The sequence below is a fragment of the Aureisphaera galaxeae genome (genome assembly GCF_028561275.1).
Classification (GTDB): Bacteria; Bacteroidota; Bacteroidia; order Flavobacteriales; family Flavobacteriaceae; genus Aureisphaera; species Aureisphaera galaxeae.
In genome coordinates this window covers 148,610-174,396 of sequence record NZ_JAQQTF010000019.1, presented here as the reverse complement: position 1 = coordinate 174,396, position 25,787 = coordinate 148,610, and the positions used below count along the sequence as shown (strand labels likewise).

Genomic DNA, 25,787 nt, shown 5'->3' with positions numbered 1-25,787 from the left:
ATAACGGATGAAACAGCTTTTATTGGTATTCCTAGGAGGCGGTGTGGGCAGTACCCTACGGTATGGATTGGGCAAATACCTGAATAGCTCTGTTACCGGAATTCCATACGGTACTTTTGCCGCCAATGTCTTGGGAAGTCTGCTCATAGGAATCATTTTGGGCATGGCAGCTAAGAATGAATACCTTTCTGAAAATACAACGCTACTATTGGCAACTGGCTTTTGTGGTGGATTCACCACCTTTTCCACCTTTGCCTATGAAAACCATGTCTTCCTGAAGAGTGGAGACCTTTTCAATTTCGCATTGTATACGCTTGGAAGTTTTATCCTAGGGTTTGCGGCCGTGTTTATTGGGATGTGGCTGGTGCGTTTATTTTAATGATCGCCAAAATCCTTGACTCCAGCCTCAATACGCACCAATAGATCATTTTCTCGTGGCGGTATGGGACAAGAGTAGTTCTTGCTATAGGCACAATACGGATTATAGGCCTTATTGAAATCGATAATCATCCTATCGCCCTCGGGAATACGAGCGTCTAAAAAGCGGCCTCCTCCGTAAGATCCATCACCACTAGTAAGATCTGTAAAAGGCAAGAACAGATAGTCCTCATACCCTTCGGAGGTCTCATGATCGGTACTCTGATAAAGATTCAGCTTTAAGTCCTTTCCCTGGAGTGAAAAGTGAAGTTCGCCATATTTCACATATTCGGGAAGGCGATCGGTAGTAGTAGGCATGAGAAACGGCTTTTCATCTGGGGTTCTCACAAACTGTGCCTCTATACGAAATGCCAAATTGATGGGGTAAAAATCCAATTCCTTGAACTCTTTGAGGTCTTTGGGCTCCAGGATGGTCGTTTCTGGATCGCCAAATTTCTCATTTTCCTCTTCTTGGTAGGCCTCAATCCCTTTTATGATTTCTGAATCAGACTGTGCCAAGACCAAGGACATGGAAAAGACAGCCAAAAGAATACAAACAATTCGTTTCATATGGATAATTTCTAATCGTAAAGATAATTCAATTAAAAAATTTGCTACATTTGATCGTTCAAAGAAGCAAATCATGCTAAACCGTACATATATCCAAATCCAAAAGACCTCGGTGACTCACCGCCGAGACCGGATATGTACGTATTGACAATAGCACTATAAACACATTCAATATAAAAACGTCCGGTAAGCCTACCGGACGTTTTATTTTTATATACACCTAACCAAAATGAAAACACTATTTACACATTACCTAAACAACTTTAGAGGACTCTCCAAAGAAATTTGGTTGCTCTCTCTGGTGACTTTCGTAAATCGAGCAGGGGCTATGGTAATTCCCTTCTTATCCCTCTATTTAGAAAATGATAAGTGTTTCTCCCTACCGCAAATAGGTTGGATTATGAGCAGTTTCGGTTTGGGATCATTCTTTGGTACCCTCGTCGGAGGCAAACTAACAGATAAAATAGGTTTTTACAAAGTCATTATCCTAAGTCTATTTTTGGGTGGATTAGGTTTCATCGGTCTCCAATATATGGATACTCTTGCGGAACTATGTATTGGAGTTTTCATTCTGATTTTTGTTGCCGATGCCTATCGTCCTGCTGTCTTTGTAGCTTGCGATGCATATAGCAAACCTGAAAATATCACCCGAAGTATTGCGCTTATACGCTTGGCCATAAACCTAGGGTTTTCTATAGGACCAATGATTGGAGGACTTATAATCGCTCGGATAAATTATTCGTCCTTATTCTGGATAGATGGAATTTCTTGTATTGTCGCAGCGGCTATGTTATTTATGTTATTGAAGCCTAAAACCGCAAAAGAAAAGTTGGCGGAGGGCAATGACAAACAGGGCATATCGCCTTATAAGAATGGGGTATACATGCTCCTTATAGCAATTATGATCTTTAGCGGAATCATGTTTGTTCAGTATTTTTCTGTGGTTCCATTGTATTATAAGAATATTCACTTCTTATCTGAAGATATCATAGGCCTTATCCTTTTCTTGAATGGAGCTATCATCGTATTCTTGGAAATGCCTTTGGTGGGATGGCTGGAGAAAATCAAAATTTCAAAAACCATGGCTATATTTTGGAGTATGATTTTCTTAGCGCTAAGCTTTGTGGTACTGAATATGAGTTCCTGGGTAGGAGTTTTGGTCATAGGAATGATCCTCATGACTATTGGAGAGATGATTGGTTCGCCTTTTGCGAATTCCCTAGCTTTGGAAATGTCTCCCAAAGGTCGAAAAGGCACTTATATGGCATTGTTTAGCATGAGTTTTTCACTTTCTCACATATTTGGACATAATGGGGGAATGAACCTAGCCAATGAGTTTGGTTATGATATGACCTGGTATATTATGTTTGTAGCCTTGCTCATGGTGGGAGGCATGAGTCTTTGGTTGCATAAATTGGTTCGAAATAGGTACATTTGAATATGAAAAACATCCTATTGCTTTGGCTCGTATTGAGTCTTGCGGCCTGCCAACATACCACCGAAAAAGAACCCATTACCTCAACTCCTGAAAAGAAAGAGAAAACATTTCCTGTATTGGAACCCAACCGATATAATGTTGGGTTCCTTATTATGGAAGGGGTTTACAATACAGAGCTTACGGCTCCTTTCGATATCTTTCAACATACCATTTTTAGAAAGAACATCAAACCTATGAATGTGTTTACTGTTGCCGATACCGATGATCCCATCGTTACTTTCGAAGGTATGCGAATTCTACCCGATTTCAATTACAAAACCGATAGTCTTCCCAAGATTGACATTTTGGTGGTTCCCAGTGCCGAACATCATTTAGACACCGATTTGGAAAATGAGGAGATGATCGCCTTTGTTCAAAAAGTGGACAAAGAGGCCCAGTTCGTCACGTCTCATTGCGATGGAGCCTTTGTATTGGCCAAAGCGGGATTACTAGACGGATCCGTTTCTACCACCTTTCCTAGCGATATCGATGCCATGCGTGAAATGTTTCCCGATTTGGACGTGAGGAAAGATGTTTTGTTTGTACATGACGGAAAGTACATCACCTCAGCCGGAGGGGCTAAAAGTTTTGAAGCCGCCTTATATCTATGTGAATACCTATACGGAAAGGAAATAACACAGTCGTTGGCAGGAGGACTGGTGATCGATTGGAACTTGGACGATGTCCCTCACTTGGTGATAGCAGAAGACTAAACGGACTTCACCTCGTTTTTGGAAACAATCTGTGAGAGGACAATTTGCGTTTTACATTCACCATAGGTGATTAATTGATCGATGAATATTTCCAAGTGTTTTTGGTTTTTCAAGATCACTTCCATCACAATATTTTCGTTCCCAGTGACTCGATAACAGTTAATAACCTCATCGTAGGTCTTCACCTTCGCTAAAAAGGGTTTTAGTTTTCCCATAAATGCTCTTAACGTAACGATGGCTTTTAGTTGATAACCGCTTTCAAAAGGAGAAACATCGGCATAATATCCTTGTATTAAACCCGCATCTTCCATCTTACGAATTCGCTCTGCTACAGCTGGGGAACTAATGCCTACTTTACGTCCAATTTCGGCATTGGATTGTCTAGCATTTTGTTGTAAACAACTAAGGATTTGCCAGTTGAGGGAGTCAATCTTCATTTTTGAAATATTTTAACGCAAATTAACACATTTTTAAACCAAAAGAACAATTCTTCTTTAAAACTTAAAGATTTATGTCCTTATTTGTTACTAAATTTGATACAATTGCTAGAAGAAGACTTTATTTATTATGTTACCCAGCGTTCCAAATCACCTACCGCAATCGCCTTTATATCAAAAGGCTATAGAGATTTTTACCCTATCCCGACGAATTTCTCACTATTACGTGGACGATCTTAACCAGCTTCAACAAAATGGAGCGGAAAATCCGAATATCTATTTTACGGGTGATATCGTACAACAATCGGTTTCCTTAGCACCGGAAATCTTGAAGGCCGAAAATCATTCGCATACCAAAGATAAGCACAAATATGCGGCTTCCATTACACGTTTAACCAATCGTTTGTACAAAAACTGTGAACGTTTGGAGAGAACACACAGTAACGGAAGGGATTTTCTACCCATTCTCAGGGCAGAATTGAAAAAATTCCGCAAACTGCAACGAAGCTGGATGCTTAGCTTGTAGCGCTATTTCAAACCATTTACAAATTCGGTGAATTCACGATCGTTCCTAAAACGTTGGAACGCATCCTCACCGTCTATGTACTTACGTTCCGAAAGTCCTTTTTCCTTGGCTGAATACAGATGCTCCAACATTTTGGTTTTATCGTTGAGCAAAGCATAGTCCTTCGCCAAGAGAAATTGTGGATAGGGCGCTTCTGGCGAAAATATTTCCAATAAGCGATGACAGTAAATCGCTTTTTCAACATCCTTTTCTATCAATTTGTTGTTAGCGGTTTCTATGGCCGCAGCGAACAACATATTCTCTACCCGTGCGCCTAATTGTTTCAAAGCGGCGTCTGAGGCTTCCGAATAATCCTCACGCAACTTCTGAACTTCCTTTTCCCACCACTTCCACTTCTTGGGCAGGGTCTTGGCACTAATTTCACGTTGGAATCGATCGAAGAACACCATTTTAACGCGTTCCTCTTCCCCTTCAATAGTTCCTCTCAGCTTTTCTTGTCTTTTGTACTCCTTGCTCTTCTTTAAACGCGCTATTCTTTGGGTAATGCTATCCAGATTGTAGTAGCGTCCAAAATTTCGCTTTAGTCGCTCATATTCTTCCACAGCCTTGGGGAAATCGGAGTTTCCCTCTGCCCGTTTTCCATCCAAATACCATTCTTCATATAGAAGTTGAATCAGTGCATCATTTTTCGGCTTTCGGTTCTTTTTATACGCCTGTAATTCTAGAAATCCAATGGCCTTGGCCAATTGTGAAGGTTCTGGCCATTTATGGGGATCATCGTTGGTAAACAACTCATTCTCCAAATTCATCTTCTGTAGAAACACCTGTGTATTGTACATTTCATGGTAGTTCATATCCAATGCCCCCACCAAGCCTACATAAGAAAATGAATGCGAAGGATTGGGTGTATGATCCGGTGTAGGTGATAAACCAGCACCGCAAGCGATCACACCTTCAATCTTATTGGTAAGCACCGCAACAGTAGAAGCCAATCGCGAACCGCCTGAAAACCCGGCCGTATACACTTGGTTCTCATCAATATTGAAGGTACTAAATACCGTATTAAACAAGCGATTGATGATATCGAAGTTGTTCTTGATGTGATTCCGCGTCTGATTGGAACAGATCAATATATGATTGTATCGCTCCGCTGCCTCCACAAACAAGCTCACCCCTTGTTTTCCCTGAGCGCTCGGATCGAATATGAATATGGCCGACGATAAGGTATTGGGATCGTAATTCTTGGGTAAGTACAGCGCGTAGCTTTCATCTGTCCCACTTACCGGAACATTGTCTATTACCTTCCCTTTTTCAAAGACCTGTTCTTGGGAAAACCCGTACAATCCATGAAATAAAAGTAGGACTACTATTATTTTTTTCATCGGTATCACAGAACCAAAGTACTATATTTATGCTAGAAACAATCACTAGTTACCTATCTAGTTGACTTACTTCTTAAATTCCAGATTCAAACTTTCTAAGCAACTTCATGTATGGTCACTTACTTAACAATTCTTAGTTGAGTCCTTTTAAAAATTCGATAAATTCGGGATCGTTCTTATACGCTTGGAAAGCCTCTTCATTCTCAATATACTTTCTTTTGGTAAGTCCTTTTTCCTTTGCTAAATAAAGGTGTTCAAACATTTTCTCCTTGTTATTAGCTAAGGCATAATCCTTAGCCAATAGAAACTGTGGATATACTTTTTCAGGTTGCATGGTCTCCAATAAATGATGGCAATAGAGGGCTTTTTTCATATTCTTATCACGTAAACCTACTTGGGCATTTTCCACAACAGCAACGAATAACATATTTTCTATTCGGGCTCCTAATTCCCTTAATACCAATTTATCTGACTCGGAATATTTTTTTCTGAATTTTTCAAGTTCCTTTTTCCACCACTTGAATCTTGTAGATTGTGATACTGCATTGAGTTCCTTTTTTATTCGATCTAAAAACACATTTTTCACCTTATCCTCCTCCGTCTGGATATCGGCTCTTAATTTCTCTTCTGTTTTGAAAGACTCTTTGCTTCGCAATGACTTAATCTTTGCTGTTATAGAGTCTAAATCATAGTATCGTGAAAAATTACGCCTAAGCCGTTCATAAACCTCCACTGCCTTAGAGCACTCTCCTCTATTCTCGGCTTCTTGTCCATCTCTGTACCATTCTTCATATAAGCTCTTAATTATCGCCTTGCTTTTAGGCTTTCTGTTTTTTTTATAGGCTTGTAATTCTAGAAAACCAATGGCTTTTGATAATTGTTTGGGTTCTGGCCATTTGTGCGGATCTCCATTGGTAAACAATTCATTTTCTAAATTAATCCTTCCTAAATAGGCTGTAGCATTATACATTTCATGATAGTTCATATCTAGAGTCCCCACGAGGCCTACATAAGAAAACGTATGAGATGGATTGGGTGTTTCTGGTGCATTAGGGGAAAAACCGGCACCACAGCCAATGACGCCTTCTATTTGGTTCGTTAGTACTGCAACCGTAGTTGCCAATCGAGAACCTCCTGAAAAACCAGCCGTATATATCTGCTTTTCATCAATAGAAAATGTGCTAAAAACTGTATCGAAAAGCCTGTTGATGACATCGAAATTGTCCTTATTAAAATTTTGTGTGAAATTAGAAGATACTAAGATATGGTTATAGCGTTCCGAAGCTTGTATAAATTGCTCTACGCCAAATTTCCCACGCGCTGTTGGTTCAAAAATAAAGATGACGGAAGATAAGGTGTTTGGCTCATAAGAGGACGGCAAATACAACGCAAAGGTTTCCTCTGTTCCGGGTACCGAAATGGAATCTATTACCTTTTCTTTCTCAAAAACTGTTTTTTGGGCAAATACACCCGACAAGCCCAAAAATAATAGGGCGACTACCATAATTCTTTTCATCAATAGCATAAGACCTAAAGTAGCCCATTCGTAATATAAAAAAATGTTAATTAACTAACTAGTTGGCTTACTTCTTAAATTCGGGATTCGAATTTCCGAATCAACTTCATGTACCTTTTTAGTTCTTCCCCAACTTTGGCTCTCAGTAGATAAAGACCAATCATATTGGGAACCAACATGGCAAAGATCATAGCATCGCTAAAAAGAGTGACAGATCCCAATGTAATAGCGGCACCCACAACGGTAAACATGCAGAAGATTAATTTATAAGTGTATTCCTTTTTCTTACTATTCCCAAACAAATAACTCCAAGCCTGATAACCGTAATAAGACCATGAAATCATGGAAGAAAAAGCAAAGAGAATTACGGCGACCGACAATACATAGGGAAACCAAGAAACTCCACTTTCTAGGGCTGCCGCAGTAAGCAAAACCCCTTCCTCATCACTAAGTACAACCCCCGTGGTAATTTGACCCGTGATGATTAATGCTAAAGCAGTCATGGTGCATACCATCACCGTATCTATAAAAGGTTCAAGGAGTGCAACCAATCCTTCACTCGCGGGATATTTTGTTTTTACAGCACTATGTGCAATGGCCGAACTCCCTATCCCAGCTTCGTTGCTAAAGGCTGCTCTACGAAAACCTTGTATAAGCACTCCTACAAATCCACCGGTAATTCCTTGCGGATTAAAAGCACCATCCCATATCGACTTAAGCGCACTTGGGATTTCACTAAAATTTATACCCAAAATGGTGAGCACGGCCAATAAATAAATAACCACCATAACAGGAACCACTTTGTCTGTTACCTTGGCTATTTTCTTGATTCCGCCTATAATAACGACTCCCACCAATATGGCCATAACCAAACCGAACAACCATCCTTTTCCATGTATGAAACTACCTTGCCCGCCAGTTACATGTTCAAATAGTTTAAATGCTTGGTTTACTTGAAACATATTTCCTCCGCCAAAGGACCCTCCTATACACATGATGGAAAACACTATTGCCAGGACCTTTCCCAGTCCGGCTAAGTTCTTCTCTTTGAGCCCATTTTTTAAATAGTACATCGGGCCTCCAAAAATGGTCCCGTTGGCATCGGACTCCCTATACTTTACTCCCAAGGTGCACTCTACAAACTTAGAGGCCATGCCGAGAACACCCACCAAAACCATCCACAAAGTGGCCCCTGCACCCCCTATGGAAAGTGCTATAGCCACCCCAGCAATGTTCCCCAGCCCTACAGTCGCAGATACCGCTGCGGTTAATGCCTGAAAATGGCTCACCTCTCCCTCCCCTTCAACCCGAATGGTCGCTGGATGATCTTCATCACGGTAGTGATCTGAAGATAAGACAGAAACTTTTCCACCTTCTTCCAACGCATCGTACTTACCGCGTACCACCCTAATCGCAGTAATAAAACCTCTAATGTTAATCCCTTTAAAATACGCGGTGAAATACCCTGCTCCCAATAGTAATACAATTAATACCCATGGGATTCCGGTGGTATCCGTCAGGGGAATTTCCGCGAAGATTGCATTGGTAAACCAACTTGTGGCTTCACTGAACTGCTCGTTTATTTTTTGATCGAATGTTTGTTGGGAACTTAGGAAAATGTGCATATAAATCTTTTTCCCAAAAGTGTAGTAAAAGCGAACACCGTAAAAGGTTACTCATTGCTTAAAAATAGAAAGCACCATGGTTAACCATAGTAAAAACAGTGGTTTTAAAGGGTGGCATAGTCTTCCAGACCATGCTCTTTGGCAAAGGCAATTAATTGTTCTTTACCCTGGGCTCCACTTATATTCAGTATTTTCTTTATCTGATGAATATGAGTTTGAAGACCATCCACACTAATATGCATAGCCTCGGCAAGTTCGTTATAGGACTTATCATTTCCATAGGAGGCTAAATTTCCCAAAACCTCTTTCTGGCGTAGCGAAAGTTCAACTTTGTTGGCATCCTGTAAAGCCTTCAGTTCTTTTTTTAATGTTTTTATAGTATCCAAATGGCTTTCATTGGCCAAATCCAACCTTTCTATAGTGGCTCCCAAAGCCTGATTTTCTTCTTCCAGCTTTTGAGCCAAGGACTGTTGTTGTTCCTTTTCGGTGAGAAATTTCCAACTGTAGAGCAAAATAGAAAACAGTAAAATAAACAGGAACTTAAAAGAAATGGCCGTCATACTTCCTATCTGTGCCCAAAAATCCTGATTGATCACCTCCAGGGCCCTATCCTGAGGAATAATACGGTGGGTAACAGCTACAAGAATCAACAGGAACAATACCACGGTAGGTAAGTACATAAATCGCATGTTCCGGGAAGAGAACGCATTGTTCAACTCATATAACAAAGAAAAGGCTACCAAAATAGAAATCGGAATGTCTATTAACCAAATAAAATTATTACTGATGCTTTCATTATTGTAGGATGTTGCCACAAAGACAAAAGCAATCATTCCCAACACCACCGCATAAAGCCCTATAAACTCTTTTACACTAAAACGGTTCACAAGGCGCACCAGTGGGCTGCGTTTCTTTGCATGTTCAATAGAAGGAAGTGAAAGAATGATAAACAAGGAATTGGCCAAAGAGATACATACGCCCCAGTAAATAATAAACTTGCTAACCGCCTGCCATCCCAAACCTATGGTTAATATGGCATTCACCAATGCACCTACACCCCAAGCGAAAATGGCCAGTCCAAACCATTTAATTCCCTGAATCTCGGAGGTGGTATCCCTGCGCCGTTTTTCTTTGATGAAAATTCGCTGAATGACCACGGCCGTGATTAAACAAACCACAGCGGTAACAGTATATTCGATTATCGTGTGCACAATTCAGTAACTGAATAGCTAAAGATAATCGAAAATTTCTTCAGATAATTGCAAATAAAAGAGGACTGGGAACAGCCTTACATATTACGACGATACTGCCCTCCTACTTCGAACAACGCATTGGTGATCTGACCCAAAGAAGCATATTTACAAACCTCCATCAAAGCTTCAAAAATGTTCTGATTATTGATCGACTTCTTCTGAAGGTCTTTCAACAAATCAGCAACTTTTGTCTCGTGATGCGTATTAAGGCCCTCTACCACTTCAATTTGGTACTGTTTCTCCTCTTCGGTGGCACGAATTACCTCAGCTGGTAATACCGTAGGTGACCCTTTACTGCTTAAGAAAGTATTCACACCAATGATAGGGAATTCACCCGTGTGCTTCAAGGTTTCGTAGTATAAACTCTCTTCCTGAATCTTACTGCGCTGGTACATAGTTTCCATGGCGCCCAATACACCACCACGTTCGGTGATGCGATCGAATTCCTCCAATACGGCTTCTTCTACCAAGTCGGTCAACTCTTCGATGATGAAGGATCCTTGGATCGGATTCTCGTTCTTCGCCAATCCCAATTCCTTATTGATGATTAACTGAATCGCCATCGCACGACGTACACTTTCTTCGGTAGGTGTAGTAATGGCTTCATCATAAGCATTGGTATGTAGTGAATTACAGTTATCGTAGATCGCATACAATGCCTGTAAAGTAGTTCTAATATCGTTGAAATCGATCTCCTGTGCATGCAAGGAACGCCCGGAGGTCTGAATGTGATATTTCAGCATTTGTGCCCTTGGATTCGCACCGTATTTGTGTTTCAAGGCTTTGGACCAGATTCTTCTGGCAACACGACCAATCACCGAATATTCTGGATCGATTCCATTACTAAAGAAAAACGAAAGGTTAGGTCCAAATTTATTGATGTCCATTCCGCGGCTCAAGTAGTACTCCACATAGGTGAATCCGTTGGCCAAGGTAAATGCCAATTGGGTAATAGGATTGGCTCCAGCTTCGGCAATGTGATATCCACTAATTGAAACCGAATAGAAGTTTCGTACTTGCTGCTGAATGAAATACTCCTGCACATCTCCCATGAGTCGCAGGGCGAATTCCGTAGAGAAAATACAAGTGTTTTGTGCTTGGTCTTCCTTTAGGATATCTGCCTGAACAGTTCCACGCACCTGTGTTAAGGTTTCTGCCTTTATCTTTTCGTATACATCGGCTGGAAGTACCTGATCTCCTGTTACCCCCAACAACATCAATCCCAATCCATCATTTCCTTCAGGAAGATCTCCTTGGTACTGTGGACGGGTTTTTCCTTTATATAGTTTAGCAATCTTGGCTTCGATCTCTGCCTCCAATCCTTGCTCTTTGATGTACTTCTCACAATTCTGATCGATCGCAGCATTCATGAAGAAACCAAGCAACATAGGGGCCGGACCATTAATGGTCATGCTCACAGAGGTCATTGGGTGACTTAAATCGAACCCAGAGTACAGTTTCTTGGCATCGTCTAAACAGCAAATGGAAACTCCTGCGTTTCCAATCTTCCCATAAATATCAGGACGGTGTCCTGGATCATTTCCATAAAGGGTTACACTGTCGAAAGCTGTAGAAAGGCGCTTCGCTGGCATTCCCAAACTCACATAATGGAAACGGCGATTGGTTCGTTCTGGTCCTCCTTCTCCTGCAAACATCCTCGTAGGATCTTCTCCTGTCCTTTTGAAAGGATACAATCCTGAGGTAAATGGGAATTCTCCAGGTACATTTTCCTGTAGGGTCCAACGTAACAAATCACCCCAAGCCTGATACTTCGGAAGGGCCACTTTTGGAATCTGTGTATGCGAAAGGGACTCGGTATGGGTATCGATTTTAATTTCCTTGTCACGTACCTTGAAGGAATAGACAGGGTTTTTATATCGATTCACCTTTTCGTCCCAACCGGTAATGATTTCCCAATTGTAGGGATCCAAATTCATCTTCACACGGTCAAATTCCTTTTTCAGCAAATCGACCAAGGTGGAATTATCTTCAGTAATAGAAGCATTTAACACATCTTCGTCAATACCATGCTTAGTAAGGCTAAGCTTGGTATCGGTAGCAGACTCTAAGGTTTTGTAGATTCCGTAGAGCTTTTGGGCTACTTCAACTTGTTCTGTAGCACGAACATCATAGGCTCTATTGTTTTCGGATATTTCAGAAAGGTATCGGGTACGAGCAGGAGGAATCACGAATATTTTTTCGCTCATCTCGTCGGTATTCTCGAAGGTACTTTTAAGATCCGCCTCTGTCTTCTCTACCAACTCATCCATGATCGCCTTGTATAGCTGGTTCATTCCCGGATCGTTGAATTGAGAGGCAATGGTTCCGTATACGGGTAAATCATCTTGAGGGGTATCCCAAAGGTTGTGATTGCGCATGTATTGCTTTTTCACATCGCGAAGGGCATCCAAAGAACCTCTTTTGTCGAATTTATTGATCGCCACTAAATCGGCAAAATCCAACATATCGATTTTTTCCAACTGGGTTGCAGCACCAAATTCAGGAGTCATTACATATAAGGAAACATCGCTATGATCCAAGATTTCGGTATCGCTCTGTCCTATTCCTGAAGTTTCAAGAATAATAAGATCGTATTCCGCAGCCTTTAATACTTCAATGGCCTCGGCTACATATTTGGAAAGGGCCAAATTGCTCTGGCGGGTAGCCAAACTTCGCATATACACTCGTGGTGAATTGATTGCGTTCATTCGGATACGGTCTCCCAGCAAAGCTCCTCCCGTTTTTCGTTTGGAAGGATCTACCGAGATAAGTCCGATGGTCTTCTCAGGGAAATCGATGAGGAATCGGCGTACCAATTCGTCGACCAAAGAAGATTTACCAGCTCCTCCTGTTCCTGTGATACCTAATACAGGGGTGCTGATGGTTTTATTTTTTTTGTGAATAGCGTCTAAAGTATCCTTGGCCACATCTGGGAAATTCTCCGCAGAAGAGATAACACGTGCAATGGCACCTGGAACTTTTTCGGAAAGACGATCTACTTCTCCATTTAGGTTATCTCCTATCGGAAAGTCCGATTGCTGCACCAAATCGTTGATCATTCCCTGCAATCCCATCTCGCGTCCATCATCTGGAGAATAGATACGGGTGATTCCGTATTCCATAAGTTCTTCAATTTCTGAAGGAAGGATGACTCCTCCGCCTCCACCGAAGATTTTGATATGACTAGCTCCTTTTTCCTGCAGCAAGTCGTACATATACTTAAAGTACTCGTTATGTCCTCCTTGATACGAAGTCATGGCAATGGCATTGGCATCTTCCTGAATAGCCGTATTTACCACTTCCTCTACACTTCTGTCGTGCCCTAAGTGAATGACCTCTACCCCTGTAGCCTGAATGATACGACGCATGATATTAATGGCTGCATCATGACCATCGAACAGGGAAGCCGCGGTTACAATTCTTACTTTATTTTTTGGAACATAAGGCGCTTGTTGCTGCATTGATAAAATAGGTTGAATTTTGAAGTGCAAATTTACGAAATTCGCAATAAATCGGGGGTTCTATTCGGAATTTAACGAGTTGGCGATACAAGCCTCCTTCCATTGAATGCTTAGACCATCCCAGAGGCCCACCTTATGAGATTTTACGATGTCAATTAGCGAAAATAGCTTACATTTGTGGTTGGTTCCGTAATTACGTCTACCATAAATGATTCGGAAGAAAAACATCACGCACCTATTTATCGTACCGCTCATGGTACTTTTGGTGTTGCTTCCCACTGTCATAAACTCAATTCACAACCATAGTGAGGATGACGAACATCTAAACTGTAAGGAAACCGCGGCCCATATTCATGAGGGTCATTTTGAGTGTTCCCTTTGTTTTGTATTACTTACGCCTTCGGTACATACTCCCTTTGAAACTTTTGAAGTTTTTTCTACTTCTATCATCGAAGAGGGGCCCGAAAGCTTTTATCACACGTCTCATAGTTCATACGTCTTAAACTTTAGATTCCTAAGAGGCCCACCTTCCCTTTCTTAAATATTCCAATCAAATCTCGACTTAGAAGTAGCAAGCGAAACCCCCTATTTATCCTAGTCGAGTACTGTTATATTCTAAACAGAGGATAATTAAAGAGATTAATGCGTTTACGTATTTTTTTATTGGCATGTGCCTTACAGTTTGCGGCATATGGCCAACAATGTGATTTTACATTATCGGGTAAGGTTATTGACCTTCATAATAATGCACCACATGTCGGAGCTATGATTTACATCAAAGAACTTAGCAAGACGGCCATTACAAATGAAGAAGGGTATTACGAGTTCAACAGATTGTGTTCTGGCAACTATACCCTTACTATTTCTCACCCCGAATGTACTACGATAACAAGAGACATTGTTCTTAGATCGAACATGGAACGTACCTTCCGTATGGAACACCATCTCGAAGAACTTAACGAGGTAATCGTTCAGGGAACTTCTCAGTACAATAAGTTGACTTCGGTGAAGGAAGTAGGACTTTCTAATGCAGATTTGGAACGCAATAGCGGAAAATCATTGGGAGATGCCTTGAATGAAATTAGCGGTGTATCCTCACTTAATACGGGTAATACTATAGTGAAGCCCATCATTAATGGCTTACATAGTAGTAGAGTTACTATCATTAACAACGGAACCCGTTTGGAAGACCAAGAATGGGGTGTGGAACATGCCCCAAATATCGATATAAATGCATCCGACAAGGTTGTTGTGATTAAAAATGCCGCTGCATTACAATACAGTGGTGATGCCATTGGTGGTGCCATTATTTTGGAACCCAGTCGAGTAGTTGTTAAAGATACATTGTTTGGTAAAACCTTACTTACCTTGGGATCTAATGGAAGGGGTGGCGTTATTACCTCCCAACTCACCAAAGGATTTGAGAGTGGATTTTTCGGACAAGTACAAGGAACTTTACGGCGTTTTGGGGATTTTGAAGCACCCGATTATGTCTTAAGCAATACTGGGGCAGATGAGAAAAGCCTTTTCACTCGTTTTGGGGTGAATCGATTTACCTATCGTTTGGAAGGGAGCTATTCTTTCTTCAAAAACAAGATAGGAATTTTAAGAGCTTCTCATTTGGGCGGGCCTATGGACCAATTTATGGCAATTAACAGTTCAGAGCCATTAATCATTAGAGATTTCACTTATGATATCGATGTGCCCCGACAGGAAGTTACCCATCAAGTATTCAAACTTAAGGGTGATAAGAATTTCGGAGAACATTCCAATATAGCCTTCCACTACACCTACCAGCAAAACGATCGATTGGAATTCGATATCCGCCGTGGGGATGATGCGGGAAAGCCTTCTGTAGACCTTAACCTAAAGACGCATACCGTTGGCATCGACTTTAAAACAAGACTCTCCGATGGATTTAATTTCAAATCAGGTATTGTCGGTGATTATCAGGAAAATTTTCCAGACCCATCTACGGGTGTACGTCGACTCATACCAGATTATGAAAGATATCATATGGGCGCCTATGCTATTGGTGATTATGAGGCAAACGACAAATTGCTTGTTGAAGCTGGAATTCGTCTAGATTATACGCACATGGATGTATTTAAGTTCTATCGCACCTCCCTTTGGGAATTGCGAAACTATGATGAGCTTTTTCCAGAATTGGTCGTTGAAGATTTAGGGACTCAAGTACTCACCAATCCCGTACTTGATTTCACAAACGTATCTGCAACAGCAGGAGTTTCCTATGAATTTTCTGACCAAATTAGGGGATATTTTAATTATGCGTTGGCATCCAGGGCTCCTAACCCTTCTGAATTATTCAGTGAAGGGCTACACCATTCTGCTTCCCGAATTGAGCTGGGAGACTTACGATTCAACTCTGAAGTTTCGAATAAGTTTTCATTGACTCTTGAAGGAAAACTCAATGGGTTTCAATTCACCCTAAATCCATATGCCAATTTTATTGAAGACTTTGTAGTCATAGAACCCACAGAAATACAACAAACAATCCGTGGAAATTTCCAAGTTTGGGAATATCGCCAAACCGACTCCTATTTTTTGGGAGTTGATCTAGATACTTCCTTATCTCTTACGGATCATCTAAACTGGGAAAGCCAATTTTCGCTCGTAAAAGCGTATGAAGTTGATAACGACCAACCTTTAATCAACATACCTGCAACCCGATTCGCCAATAGGTTAACGTATGAAAATCCGAGCCTAAACAACTTAAAAATGGCATTGGGAGGCACCTATACATTTAGGCAAAATGAATTCCCTAACAACAATTATGATGTGTTTATACCTGAAACCGACAGTATTGAATTGTTAGATATAAGCACACCACCCGATGGATATTTTCTACTGAATTTTAGTGCTGAATATCCATTCACAATAAAAAACAAAAGCAAACTTGTCCTTGGACTGTCTGTAGAAAATCTACTGAATGAATCGTACAGAAATTACTTAAATCTATTCCGGTTTTATGCGGATGATCTAGGACGCAATATTTTATTAAACCTTAAAATCAATTATTAATTACAAAAAAGAGACTAATGAAAACTTTTAAATTTTTAACGCTATTATTATTTGCTGCTACCTTTTTCGTAGCATGTAACAATGACGACGATAATACTCCTGAAGAAGTTAACGAAGAGGAGGTTATCACAACCATGACAATTACTTTGACTCCACAGGGTGGTGGAACAGCGGTTGTTATGCAAACTCGTGATGCAGATGGTGATGGCCCAAACCCACCTGTAGTTACTGTAGTAGGTGATTTGACAGCTGGAACTACGTATGACGGAGCTGCTGTTTTCTTAAATGAAACTGAAACCCCAGCAGAGAATATAACTACGGAAATTGCTGAAGAAGACGAAGAACACCAAATTTTCTATGTTGCCGGAGCTGGATTGGATGTTACTACTGCATATTCTGACCAAGATGCCGATGGAAATCCTGTTGGATTAGCTTTCACGCTTACTGCAAATACTGCAGGTGCAGGAACACTTACGGTTATCCTTCGTCATGAGCCTACAAAGCCAAATGATGGAACTCCTTCAGATGCTGGTGGAGAAACTGATATTGCAGAAACTTTTGATGTAACCATCAACTAAGATTCGAATATTATATCTTGAAAAAACGGCTACCACGAGTTGGTAGCCGTTTTTCTTTGTCATCTATCGAAAAGAGCTTTTGGTTTAGGAAAATTCAATCCCCTATACCGATTAAGTTAGTATCTTTGGTTAAATCGATATAACAGACTTTTATGATAAAGAAATTATACTTGTTGATAGCACTCGTTTTTGTATCAACTTCCTGTGACGAGCTTCAAAATGTTGTTAGCACCTTACCCCAAGGAGATGGCGGTATTAGCGATGCCATGATCGGGAATGGTTTACGACAGGCCCTTGATTTTGGAATTGACAAGCAAGTACAAAAGCTTACCCAAAAAGACGGTTTTTATAGAAATGAATTGGTAAAAATCCTACTTCCTGAAGAATTACAGAAAGTAGACAAGGCACTTAGGGATATTGGCTTGAGTAGCTTGGCAGATGAAGGCATCAAGGCCTTGAACCGCGCCGCCGAAGATGCGGTGAAAGAAGCCACTCCCATTTTCGTAGATGCCGTAAAGGGAATTACTTTTAACGATGCCAAAAACATTCTTTTGGGTCCAGATAATTCTGCCACCAATTATTTGAAAGGAAGAACGAATACCGCACTTTACAACAAGTTTAGCCCGGTGATTCAGAATTCTTTTGGAAAGGTAGGTGCTGATCAGATTTGGACAAACATCATTAACAAATACAACACCATCCCTTTTGTGAACAAGGTAAATCCAGACCTTACCGATTATGTGACTAATGAAGCTTTGAAAGGGGTGTATACCATGATCTCAGTCGAAGAGAAGCAAATTAGGACCAAAATATCTTCAAGAACGACCGATTTGCTTAGAAAGGTGTTTGCCCTTCAGGATTAAGTATGCAAAGATTTGAAATAAGGAAAGGCTCCCAATAAGCGCGAGCCATACCAGCTAAAATATTCGCCATCGACCAAACGGACGGTGGCGTTTGTTTTTTGTTGCAATTCTTCCACATCTTTCTCTTTGAAGGGATACGGTTCTGAAGACAACAAAATGAGATCGGCCTGGTTCATATCTTCTAAGGTAACTTCGGGATAGCGCTCCTTTTCCAACACATTTTCAAATCGGTTAAGGCGTAACAGTGTATTGATAAAGGTATCCTTTCCCGCTGCCATATAGGGCTTCTTCCAGATAAGATATGCCACTCTTTTTTCAGGCTTATCTGCCATAAAAACGTCAAAATCCTTTATTGCCGAACTAATACCGTCGGTCAGTTCTCCAGCTGCTTGGGACACTCCCAGCAGTTCCCCGAGACGGGTCATCATATCCAAACTATCTTCAATACTCACCATATCGCTTACCCAAACGGGTGCGATTTCCTCGCATTTTTCTACAATCTCTTGGGTGTTTTCCTCTTTATTGCAAATAATGATGTCGGGTTGGAGATCGGCAATCTTATGGAAATGGACATTCTTGGTCCCTCCTACCACTTTTACCTCTTTTCGAAGCTCTTCGGGATGCACACAGAATTTAGTAACGCCTACGATACGATCTCTAAGGCCCAAGTGAACCAATAATTCGGTTTGAGACGGAACCAAGGAAACAATGCGTTTAGGGGTTTCGGAAAATTGAAGGGTCCTATTTAATTGATCCTTAACGCGCATGGAGTATGGCTTCCATTTGCGACTGAAGTTCTTTCGCACTGGTGCGAGCAGCTTCAGCAAAATCGGTACCATTAGACTTATAAATGATGCCGCGGGAGGAATTGATAAGCAATCCTATTTGTTCGTTCATTCCATACTTACACACTTCAGATAAACTACCTCCCTGTGCTCCTACTCCAGGCACCAGCAAAAAACTATCGGGGATGATTGTACGGATATCTGCCAAAAACTCAGCTTTGGTAGCACCTACCACATACATTAGGTTTTCTGAATTCTCCCAAGTTTTCGAGGTCTCAAGCACCTCCTTGTAAAGTTCCTTCCCTGCTACTTCCTTGGTTTGAAAATCGAAGGCGCCCGCATTGGAGGTAAGTGCCAAAAGAATGGTATGTTTATCGGTAAACTCCAAAAAGGGCTCCACGCTGTCCTTACCCATATAGGGTGCCACGGTAATAGAGTCGAACGCCAGATCTTCAAAGAAAGCCTTGGCGTACATTCTAGAAGTATTCCCTATATCGCCACGTTTCGCATCTGCGATTGTATAGACTTCGGGATATTGGGTATTGAGATACGCTATGGTTTTCTCTAAGGACTTCCACCCTTTCAATCCATACGCTTCATAAAAAGCAGTATTCGGTTTGTAGGCCACCGTCAAATCATGGGTAGCATCGATAATTGCCTTGTTGAAGGCAAAAATGGGGTCCTCTTCTTCCAACAAATGTGTTGGTATCTTTGAGAGATCAACATCAAGACCTACACAAAGAAAGGACTTCTTCTTATGAATTTCGGAAACAAGCTGTTCGGTCGTCATGAAGTAATTACTTCGAAATTAAAAGGTTTCCCCAGATTCTTTGAGCCTCTCGGTATTATCTACCAATTGCAATTCGTCTATGATCTTTTGGATATCCCCGTCTATAATATTCCCCAAATCGTATAGCGTAAGATTAATACGGTGATCAGTCACCCTTCCCTGTGGATAATTGTAGGTTCTAATTTTCGCACTACGATCCCCACTGGTCACCATAGACCCTCTTTTTGCGGCATCTTCCGCTTGTTTCTTGGCCAATTCCAGATCGTACAATCGCGAACGCAATACCTTAAAGGCTTTTTCCTTGTTTTTATGCTGGGATTTCTGGTCCTGACATTGCGCTACCAACCCCGTTGGTTCGTGCGTTAATCGTACTGCCGAATAGGTAGTGTTTACAGACTGACCTCCCGGTCCTGAGGAACAGAAATAATCGATACGAACATCTTTTGGATCTATTTCTACATCGAATTCTTCAGCCTCCGGAAATACCATCACTGTTGCAGCGCTGGTATGTACGCGCCCTTGGGTTTCGGTTTGTGGCACCCGTTGTACACGGTGTACTCCTGCTTCGAACTTTAGGGTTCCGTAAACATCTTCCCCGGTTATCTCGAATTGGATTTCCTTGAATCCACCACTGGTACCTTCGCTAAAATCGACAACGCTTACCTTCCACCCTTTGCTTTCGCAATATTTGGTGTACATCCTATGTAAATCCCCAGCAAAGATACTGGCTTCGTCTCCACCTGTTCCGGCTCGAATTTCCATAACCGCATTCTTGGCATCTTCGGGGTCTTTAGGAATCAATAAAAACTTGATTTCCTCCTCCAGTTCTGGTAAACGTTCCTTGGCTTCGTCCAACTGCATTTTGGCCATCTCTACCATTTCTGCATCGCTTCCATCCTTAATAATCTCTTCGGCTTCCTCATAATTGCCATGCAGTGTAACGTACTCATTCCGTTTATCCATAAGTAACCTCAAATCCTTATACTCCTTATTTAATTGAATATATCGTTTCTGATCGCTTATGATATCGGGTTGTATAATGAGATCGCTTACTTCGTCGAAGCGTTGTTTTATGATTTCAAGTTTTTCTAACATAGGTCCGTAATAATCGGTCAAATTTACAATAATTTCAGGTAACAAATAAGGGGATTTTGGGAGGATCGGCAGGTGAATGCTATCGTCCCGAACAGGGGCTTTACAGGTATTGTGTACCCCGCAATTCCAATTGCGAAAAGCGCAAAAACAATGTAAAAGAGGCAATCAATAAAAATCGTGCAATGTACTGGCCGGAAACAGAATCGACAAAATCGTAATAGCCTACACCCCGGAACATCTCGGCAAAAGCGAGGATAAGATGAAAAAACACGTAAATGATGGAATTCCGGCTGTTTTGCTGATTGTTATATAGGAAAGCGATTACTCCTAATAAGAACATAATACCAGAACTAAAGCAAATCGCAACAAACAACCTAACGCTACTCACGTAATTGTATAAAATATCGAGAAAGGAATACATGAGCCAGCCTATGACTAGGGTAGCGAGTATCCAAGAGGCCAGAAACCATCGATCTGGCATTCTGAACTCCAGTTTTTTAAAAATCAAAATTCCGAGAAAAATAAACGAGACTCCATTTACGATCATGGAAAGCGTTGCAAAAACATCGAGTTCGTACCAAAGCGTTAATAAGCTAGAAATACTATAGCAAACAGCAAATGCCAAAAGCAAACCGTTCTTTTTAATGGCAAAGAGTGCGATAAGCAAGAATGAAACCAAGCTTACCATCATCCGCATTCCGCGAAAATAATAGTGATCTTCGTTGGGGTGAAGCGCTAAGCTAACGCCCAAAAGCACCAATGGGATAAACACATAGATTATCCAACGATTTGGGGGTAATAACGTTGATTTCAGAAATTGGGTTATTAGTGTTACGAATTCAATATACTAATTATGATCTATTCGACCCTATTTGCTCTCCTGCTTTTTTGTCCATTATGGCATGATTCAAAAGCATGGAAAGAGCAGCTATAAGCAAGAATCTAGCGATATACACAGCGATGTCTCCATAGACGATATCGTAATATCCCAAGGCACGGAATACTTCAGAAAAAATCAATAAAAAGACAAAAAAAGTAAAGAACAGCGTTACCTTACTACTATGTTTATGGTTGTACAAAAGTGCTAAAAACCCTACTAGCGCAAGGGCCATGGACCCTAGCAGAATAAACAGATAGTGTAAGCTGTTTAAGGCGAATTCCTTAAGGATTAGCACCAATTCGTAAAGAAGATATCCATTAACTCCAATTAAAACCACAAAAGCCATTAAGAGCGCAGTGTTCATTCCCTTAATAGTAACCCTTCTTATCAAGGAGATAATGAGTACCAAGTAAGCTACTAAATTAATGATCATCGCCGCCGTGGCACTGGTTGCATCCTCATACCAAATGGTGAGGATACTGGATATTCCATAAAAGAGCATGAAAGTAACCAATACACGGTTTATCCTACCAGATTGATAATAGAGCAACAAGGTTAAAAAGAAAAAAATGATGACTCCCCGGCTCAGTCTATAAGTAAAGAAATCGCCAGTTAAATGAATATAGATGCTCACTAACAAGAAAACAATTCCGAGAATGGTAACTATTGCCTTGTAGTTTTTATGTAAAAACCCCACTCGCATTTAGCTCAAAAAACGCTGTTGTTCTATTTACGAAGATAAAACAACACAATATTTGGTGCGAAAAATAGGAATTTTCTTACAATAATTACTACGTGGAAACACTCATTTTTTAGGAGTGTCTAAAACAGTCTTCTGCTCAGGGCTTCCTTCTCTGTCTTCTTCAGTAACACATAATGCGTCAATATAGCTGCTCCAGCTATTAATAGGGCTCTGGAAACATAAATTACCATAGTTCCCATTTCAAAATAGTACCCCATGGCACTAAGTACTTCGGAAAAAACAATACAATAAATGGCGACCGTGAAGACAAAAGAATTCTTGGTACTGTAGGTGTGATTGTACAACAGTGTGAGAAATCCTGTAGCGATAAAGCTCATCGCGAACAAAAGAATAGCTACCAAATGAGCAGGGCTCAAGGTATATTCCTGTATCATGAATATCAATTGATAGAGCATATACACATTCACCAGGATGAGAATGATGGATACCGATGCGAAATAGAAATTCATTTTCTTGAAGCTCACTTTAGGGAGCAAAGCCCTGACAAACATGAAGTAAGCTACGAAATTGAGGAACATGGATAGTGTGGCGAAAAGGTCTTCCTCATACCATAAAATCGCAATTCCCGAAAGACCGTAGAAAAATAGGAAAAGCGCCAACAACGTATTTACCTGCTTCTTTCCATAAAAATACATAAAGCCAAGGAAGAGAAAACAGATTACTATTCGTGTAATCCTATACAAATAGTCATCCTCATAAAAGGCCTTTGCGTATATACAAAATGCCAACAGAATGACTGAAATAATTTTTAAAATCGGAAGATAGTTTGCTTTCGTTATACTGGGGAGCATACCTAAAAAAAGGGTTAACTAGTTAATAATCAAATGTACCATATTTTGATTTAATGGTTAATTTCTTGGAATCAGAGGCTTCTACCCTTCCAATAATTCGAGCCTCTACCCCATAGGACTTCGAAATATTAATGATATCGGAAGCGATATTTTCGTCCACATACAATTCCATACGATGCCCCATATTAAATACCTGGTACATCTCTTTCCAATCGGTACCACTTTCCTCCTGAATGAGTCGAAATAGTGGTGGCACGTCGAACATATTGTCTTTAATAACGTGCACATCGTCCACAAAGTGCAGTACTTTGGTTTGAGCTCCCCCGCTGCAATGTACCATCCCGTGGATTTGTTGTTTATTTATTTTGGAAAGTATTTCTTTTATGATCGGAGCATAGGTCCTCGTAGGCGATAGCACCAACTTACCTGCATCCAACGGACTGTCCATTACGGCATCCGTTAATTTCTTTGAACCGGAATACACCAAATCTTCTGGCACCGCAGCATCATAACTCTCCGGAAATCTTTCGGCTAATACTTTATGAAACACATCATGTCGGGCCGAAGTAAGTCCATTACTTCCCATGCCTCCATTGTATTCCGTTTCATAATTGGCCTGACCAAAAGACGCCAGCCCCACAATAACATCGCCTGCTTGAATGTTCGCATTATCTATTACATCTTCCCGCTTCATGCGAGCCGTAACGGTAGAATCTACAATGATAGTACGCACCAAATCCCCAACATCTGCGGTCTCACCTCCCGTGGAACGAATGGTCACCCCAAATTTTTCCAAATCAGAAATAAGCGCTTCCGTACCATTAATGATGGCCGAAATGACCTCTCCTGGCACCAAATTCTTATTTCTTCCTATGGTTGAAGACAAAAGGATTTCATCTACAGCACCTACACAAAGTAAGTCGTCGATGTTCATAATGAGTGCATCTTGGGCGATTCCTTTCCAAACCGATAGATCACCCGTCTCTTTCCAATACATATACGCCAAGGAAGATTTTGTTCCCGCCCCATCGGCATGCATGATCAAGCAATGATCTTCACTTCCCGTTAAATAATCGGGGACAATTTTACAGAAGGCTTTGGGAAACAGACCCTTATCTACATTTTTAATGGCATTGTGCACATCTTCTTTTCCTGCAGAAACCCCTCTTTGGGCATAGCGCTTCGAAATATCTTGGCTCATTCTGGTGTATTAGTGAGGCAAAAATACACAATGAAAAAACGTCCCGAAAATAAGGGACGTTTTTTTATTCATAAGTTGTTAGTTATTTTGTTATTCCCAATCGGGCATGAACGAATTGGTAAACAGCAACTTTCTTAATTGAAGCACATCGCTGAACACAAACTTGTAAATATTTCTCTGGGAAACGCCATCGTTTGATGTATTCATAAATATAACCGCGCCTTCGTCCGGAGAGTACCGTGCATCCAGATCATTGGTGCCTGATGGCTTATCGGTAGCCAGCTCCGTAGCGATTGCCGTATTAAAATCATATTCGAAAATCCGGCTATCCAATTGGCGGTATGATGCACTTTCAAAACCAGACACATCCCATGTATACAGCAATTTAGTACCATCTATGGAGAAATCTACTCCTCCCACAGCACCTGGTTGATTCTCAATAACCACGGCTACTTCACTATTATCGCTAGGATCTATGATAACAATTCGTGCATTATAACCGCTAGCATCGTTGGTCTTAATGGCAATAAAATCATTGGCTTCGTTGGTGTCTATCTCTGAAATGAACCTATCCGGTGCCACTTGGTATTCCAAAGAACGACCTGTTCCCGTGACATTTATGGAATACATTTTATTGAGGTTCGCATAGTAAAGTTTCTGCCCTCCATTGAACCAAGCAAAGTCTACTTCATCTTGTCTAAAACCAGCAACAGGCACTTCGTTGGTAACCCGATCTACTTCGGTTCCATCCAAATTCATCGTAAACAGATGGGTATCTGCTCCTACAGTTCTGAGGAAAGCCAATTTATTGGTTTGAAGGTTTTTTCTTGGCCTAAAACTATTTTGAGTAGAAGCCGTAAGCTGGAAGACTCCTTGATCTGGATCCCCATTTTGTTCCGATATATCATCCCCAGAAAAAATGACATTGTTATCTCCTTCCTTGCGAACAAAGAAGAAGCGTTTATCTATTAAATTTACCGTAGTAAAACTGCTCAATGCACTCTCTACGGGCGCGTTCACATCGTCCGAAGCGGTTACCTGCCAGAAATAGTTGGTCCCCACACTCAATCCCGATACCGAATAGGTCGTATCCTCAAGGTTTTCGGCCATCATGATTTCATTGGTCGTTCCGTTTCTCAGCTCGAAGGTATACACAATAGGATCTGTATCATTCATGGAAGAGTTCCAAATGAAATCCACTTGCGTATCAATTCCATTGGCATTATCTGCTGGAAATACTAATACAGGTGCCAAAGGCTCTATATTGTTCACCGAAGATTCCAAAAGCTCAAATACGACATTTATGGTTCTTCCATCCTGCACATTGGCAGGTTCAAAACCCGTGATGAAATCGTCCACCTCTGCCTGTACCGAGTAGTCCCCTACCTGCACCTGCCCAAGGGAGAAGTTCCCATTCTCATCTGTAAACACTGTGTTGGTTACCGGATTGGTGGTAATCTTTGCATTGGCAATCGGGGTATTGGACCCTTCCATAACCACCTTCCCTTCTAATGTTCCCGATCCTGTTTCGGCCAGTCCATCTTCGGAGCAAGAATTAAACACTACACAAATTCCTGCTATAAGACCTAGTATATATATAATCTTTTTCATTTCTAATTTAC

22 protein-coding genes are annotated in these 25,787 nt (G+C 41.0%); 7 read left to right on the top strand and 15 right to left on the bottom strand.

The annotated features are described in order from the left end of the window. Window positions 1-7 precede the first annotated feature (7 nt). Window positions 8-379 (top strand): fluoride efflux transporter CrcB, encoded by a 372-nt coding sequence (gene crcB / locus POV27_RS19350; RefSeq protein WP_272864446.1) that lies wholly within the window; start codon window positions 8-10, stop codon window positions 377-379. Here crcB and POV27_RS19345 read toward each other — a convergent pair. Next, window positions 376-987, bottom strand: a complete 612-nt coding sequence (locus tag POV27_RS19345; RefSeq protein ID WP_272864445.1) for a DUF1684 domain-containing protein — start codon at window positions 985-987, stop codon at window positions 376-378. The two genes, crcB and POV27_RS19345, sit on opposite strands and share 4 nt — an antisense overlap. Before the next feature lie 229 nt (window positions 988-1,216). On the opposite strand from POV27_RS19345, the gene POV27_RS19340 reads away from it, so the two are divergent. Next, complete coding sequence (locus POV27_RS19340; RefSeq protein ID WP_272864444.1) at window positions 1,217-2,425, top strand: MFS transporter; 1,209 nt, start codon at window positions 1,217-1,219, stop codon at window positions 2,423-2,425. 2 nt (window positions 2,426-2,427) lie between these two features. Beyond that, on the top strand, window positions 2,428-3,177 hold the full coding sequence (locus POV27_RS19335; protein WP_272864443.1) for a DJ-1/PfpI family protein: 750 nt from the start codon (window positions 2,428-2,430) through the stop codon (window positions 3,175-3,177). Here POV27_RS19335 and POV27_RS19330 read toward each other — a convergent pair. After that, window positions 3,174-3,614: an Lrp/AsnC family transcriptional regulator gene (locus tag POV27_RS19330; RefSeq protein WP_272864442.1), complete on the bottom strand. Its 441-nt coding sequence runs from the start codon at window positions 3,612-3,614 to the stop codon at window positions 3,174-3,176. The two genes, POV27_RS19335 and POV27_RS19330, sit on opposite strands and share 4 nt — an antisense overlap. Window positions 3,615-3,744: 130 nt before the next feature. Here POV27_RS19330 and POV27_RS19325 point away from each other — a divergent pair, with 130 nt between their 5' ends. After that, complete coding sequence (locus POV27_RS19325; RefSeq protein WP_272864441.1) at window positions 3,745-4,140, top strand: hypothetical protein; 396 nt, start codon at window positions 3,745-3,747, stop codon at window positions 4,138-4,140. Window positions 4,141-4,142: 2 nt separating this feature from the next. Here POV27_RS19325 and POV27_RS19320 read toward each other — a convergent pair whose 3' ends face one another. From POV27_RS19320 to POV27_RS19300, 5 genes are all read right to left on the bottom strand, one after another. Continuing rightward, on the bottom strand, window positions 4,143-5,522 hold the full coding sequence (locus POV27_RS19320) for a hypothetical protein (protein WP_272864440.1): 1,380 nt from the start codon (window positions 5,520-5,522) through the stop codon (window positions 4,143-4,145). A 133-nt stretch (window positions 5,523-5,655) separates the two neighbouring features. Continuing rightward, window positions 5,656-7,038 (bottom strand): TPR end-of-group domain-containing protein, encoded by a 1,383-nt coding sequence (locus tag POV27_RS19315; RefSeq protein WP_272864439.1) that lies wholly within the window; start codon window positions 7,036-7,038, stop codon window positions 5,656-5,658. A 74-nt stretch (window positions 7,039-7,112) separates the two neighbouring features. Continuing rightward, window positions 7,113-8,663, bottom strand: coding sequence for an alanine/glycine:cation symporter family protein (locus POV27_RS19310; protein ID WP_272864438.1), 1,551 nt, complete (start codon window positions 8,661-8,663; stop codon window positions 7,113-7,115). Window positions 8,664-8,767: 104 nt separating this feature from the next. Further along, window positions 8,768-9,874, bottom strand: a complete 1,107-nt coding sequence (locus POV27_RS19305; protein WP_272864437.1) for a helix-turn-helix domain-containing protein — start codon at window positions 9,872-9,874, stop codon at window positions 8,768-8,770. A gap of 77 nt (window positions 9,875-9,951) precedes the next feature. Next, complete coding sequence (locus POV27_RS19300; protein WP_272864436.1) at window positions 9,952-13,377, bottom strand: methylmalonyl-CoA mutase family protein; 3,426 nt, start codon at window positions 13,375-13,377, stop codon at window positions 9,952-9,954. 642 nt (window positions 13,378-14,019) lie between these two features. Here POV27_RS19300 and POV27_RS19295 point away from each other — a divergent pair. The 3 genes from POV27_RS19295 to POV27_RS19285 all read left to right on the top strand — a co-directional run bounded on the left by POV27_RS19295 (window position 14,020) and on the right by POV27_RS19285 (window position 17,860). Further along, window positions 14,020-16,419, top strand: a complete 2,400-nt coding sequence (locus tag POV27_RS19295; protein ID WP_272864435.1) for a TonB-dependent receptor — start codon at window positions 14,020-14,022, stop codon at window positions 16,417-16,419. Between the two features lie 134 nt (window positions 16,420-16,553). Beyond that, window positions 16,554-16,997: a type 1 periplasmic binding fold superfamily protein gene (locus POV27_RS19290; protein WP_336375852.1), complete on the top strand. Its 444-nt coding sequence runs from the start codon at window positions 16,554-16,556 to the stop codon at window positions 16,995-16,997. Between the two features lie 152 nt (window positions 16,998-17,149). Next, window positions 17,150-17,860 (top strand): DUF4197 domain-containing protein, encoded by a 711-nt coding sequence (locus POV27_RS19285; RefSeq protein ID WP_272864433.1) that lies wholly within the window; start codon window positions 17,150-17,152, stop codon window positions 17,858-17,860. Here the strand turns inward: POV27_RS19285 and POV27_RS19280 are convergent. From POV27_RS19280 to POV27_RS19245, 8 genes are all read right to left on the bottom strand, one after another. Then, a complete protein-coding gene (locus POV27_RS19280; protein WP_336375851.1) occupies window positions 17,857-18,687 on the bottom strand; it encodes an ABC transporter substrate-binding protein in 831 nt (276 codons plus the stop codon). The genes POV27_RS19285 and POV27_RS19280 overlap by 4 nt on opposite strands. Continuing rightward, window positions 18,617-19,435, bottom strand: coding sequence for an orotidine-5'-phosphate decarboxylase (pyrF, locus tag POV27_RS19275; protein WP_272864432.1), 819 nt, complete (start codon window positions 19,433-19,435; stop codon window positions 18,617-18,619). Before pyrF ends, POV27_RS19280 begins: the two co-directional genes overlap by 71 nt. A gap of 18 nt (window positions 19,436-19,453) precedes the next feature. Then, complete coding sequence (gene prfA / locus POV27_RS19270) at window positions 19,454-20,530, bottom strand: peptide chain release factor 1 (protein WP_272864634.1); 1,077 nt, start codon at window positions 20,528-20,530, stop codon at window positions 19,454-19,456. A 100-nt stretch (window positions 20,531-20,630) separates the two neighbouring features. Beyond that, window positions 20,631-21,302, bottom strand: coding sequence for a hypothetical protein (locus POV27_RS19265; RefSeq protein WP_272864431.1), 672 nt, complete (start codon window positions 21,300-21,302; stop codon window positions 20,631-20,633). A gap of 79 nt (window positions 21,303-21,381) precedes the next feature. Next, on the bottom strand, window positions 21,382-22,044 hold the full coding sequence (locus POV27_RS19260; RefSeq protein ID WP_272864430.1) for a hypothetical protein: 663 nt from the start codon (window positions 22,042-22,044) through the stop codon (window positions 21,382-21,384). A gap of 188 nt (window positions 22,045-22,232) precedes the next feature. Continuing rightward, on the bottom strand, window positions 22,233-22,808 hold the full coding sequence (locus POV27_RS19255) for a hypothetical protein (protein ID WP_272864429.1): 576 nt from the start codon (window positions 22,806-22,808) through the stop codon (window positions 22,233-22,235). Window positions 22,809-22,986: 178 nt separating this feature from the next. Further along, window positions 22,987-24,165, bottom strand: a complete 1,179-nt coding sequence (locus POV27_RS19250; RefSeq protein WP_272864428.1) for an AIR synthase related protein — start codon at window positions 24,163-24,165, stop codon at window positions 22,987-22,989. Window positions 24,166-24,255: 90 nt separating this feature from the next. Further along, window positions 24,256-25,776 carry a carboxypeptidase-like regulatory domain-containing protein gene (locus POV27_RS19245; RefSeq protein ID WP_272864427.1) on the bottom strand — a complete coding sequence of 507 codons (1,521 nt, stop codon included), beginning with the start codon at window positions 25,774-25,776 and terminating at the stop codon, window positions 24,256-24,258. Window positions 25,777-25,787: the final 11 nt, after the last annotated feature.

Bases quoted from the DNA above. Each gene is read 5' to 3' on its own strand.
- crcB (WP_272864446.1), top strand. From the start codon at position 8: ATGAAACAGCTTTTATTGGTATTCCTAGGAGGCGGTGTGGGCAGTACC.
- POV27_RS19345 (WP_272864445.1), bottom strand. From the start codon at position 987: ATGAAACGAATTGTTTGTATTCTTTTGGCTGTCTTTTCCATGTCCTTG.
- POV27_RS19340 (WP_272864444.1), top strand. From the start codon at position 1,217: ATGAAAACACTATTTACACATTACCTAAACAACTTTAGAGGACTCTCC.
- POV27_RS19335 (WP_272864443.1), top strand. From the start codon at position 2,428: ATGAAAAACATCCTATTGCTTTGGCTCGTATTGAGTCTTGCGGCCTGC.
- POV27_RS19330 (WP_272864442.1), bottom strand. From the start codon at position 3,614: ATGAAGATTGACTCCCTCAACTGGCAAATCCTTAGTTGTTTACAACAA.
- POV27_RS19325 (WP_272864441.1), top strand. From the start codon at position 3,745: ATGTTACCCAGCGTTCCAAATCACCTACCGCAATCGCCTTTATATCAA.
- POV27_RS19320 (WP_272864440.1), bottom strand. From the start codon at position 5,522: ATGAAAAAAATAATAGTAGTCCTACTTTTATTTCATGGATTGTACGGG.
- POV27_RS19315 (WP_272864439.1), bottom strand. From the start codon at position 7,038: ATGAAAAGAATTATGGTAGTCGCCCTATTATTTTTGGGCTTGTCGGGT.
- POV27_RS19310 (WP_272864438.1), bottom strand. From the start codon at position 8,663: ATGCACATTTTCCTAAGTTCCCAACAAACATTCGATCAAAAAATAAAC.
- POV27_RS19300 (WP_272864436.1), bottom strand. From the start codon at position 13,377: ATGCAGCAACAAGCGCCTTATGTTCCAAAAAATAAAGTAAGAATTGTA.
- POV27_RS19295 (WP_272864435.1), top strand. From the start codon at position 14,020: ATGCGTTTACGTATTTTTTTATTGGCATGTGCCTTACAGTTTGCGGCA.
- POV27_RS19290 (WP_336375852.1), top strand. From the start codon at position 16,554: ATGACAATTACTTTGACTCCACAGGGTGGTGGAACAGCGGTTGTTATG.
- POV27_RS19285 (WP_272864433.1), top strand. From the start codon at position 17,150: ATGATAAAGAAATTATACTTGTTGATAGCACTCGTTTTTGTATCAACT.
- pyrF (WP_272864432.1), bottom strand. From the start codon at position 19,435: ATGACGACCGAACAGCTTGTTTCCGAAATTCATAAGAAGAAGTCCTTT.
- prfA (WP_272864634.1), bottom strand. From the start codon at position 20,530: ATGTTAGAAAAACTTGAAATCATAAAACAACGCTTCGACGAAGTAAGC.
- POV27_RS19255 (WP_272864429.1), bottom strand. From the start codon at position 22,808: ATGTATTTTTATGGAAAGAAGCAGGTAAATACGTTGTTGGCGCTTTTC.
- POV27_RS19250 (WP_272864428.1), bottom strand. From the start codon at position 24,165: ATGAGCCAAGATATTTCGAAGCGCTATGCCCAAAGAGGGGTTTCTGCA.
- POV27_RS19245 (WP_272864427.1), bottom strand. From the start codon at position 25,776: ATGAAAAAGATTATATATATACTAGGTCTTATAGCAGGAATTTGTGTA.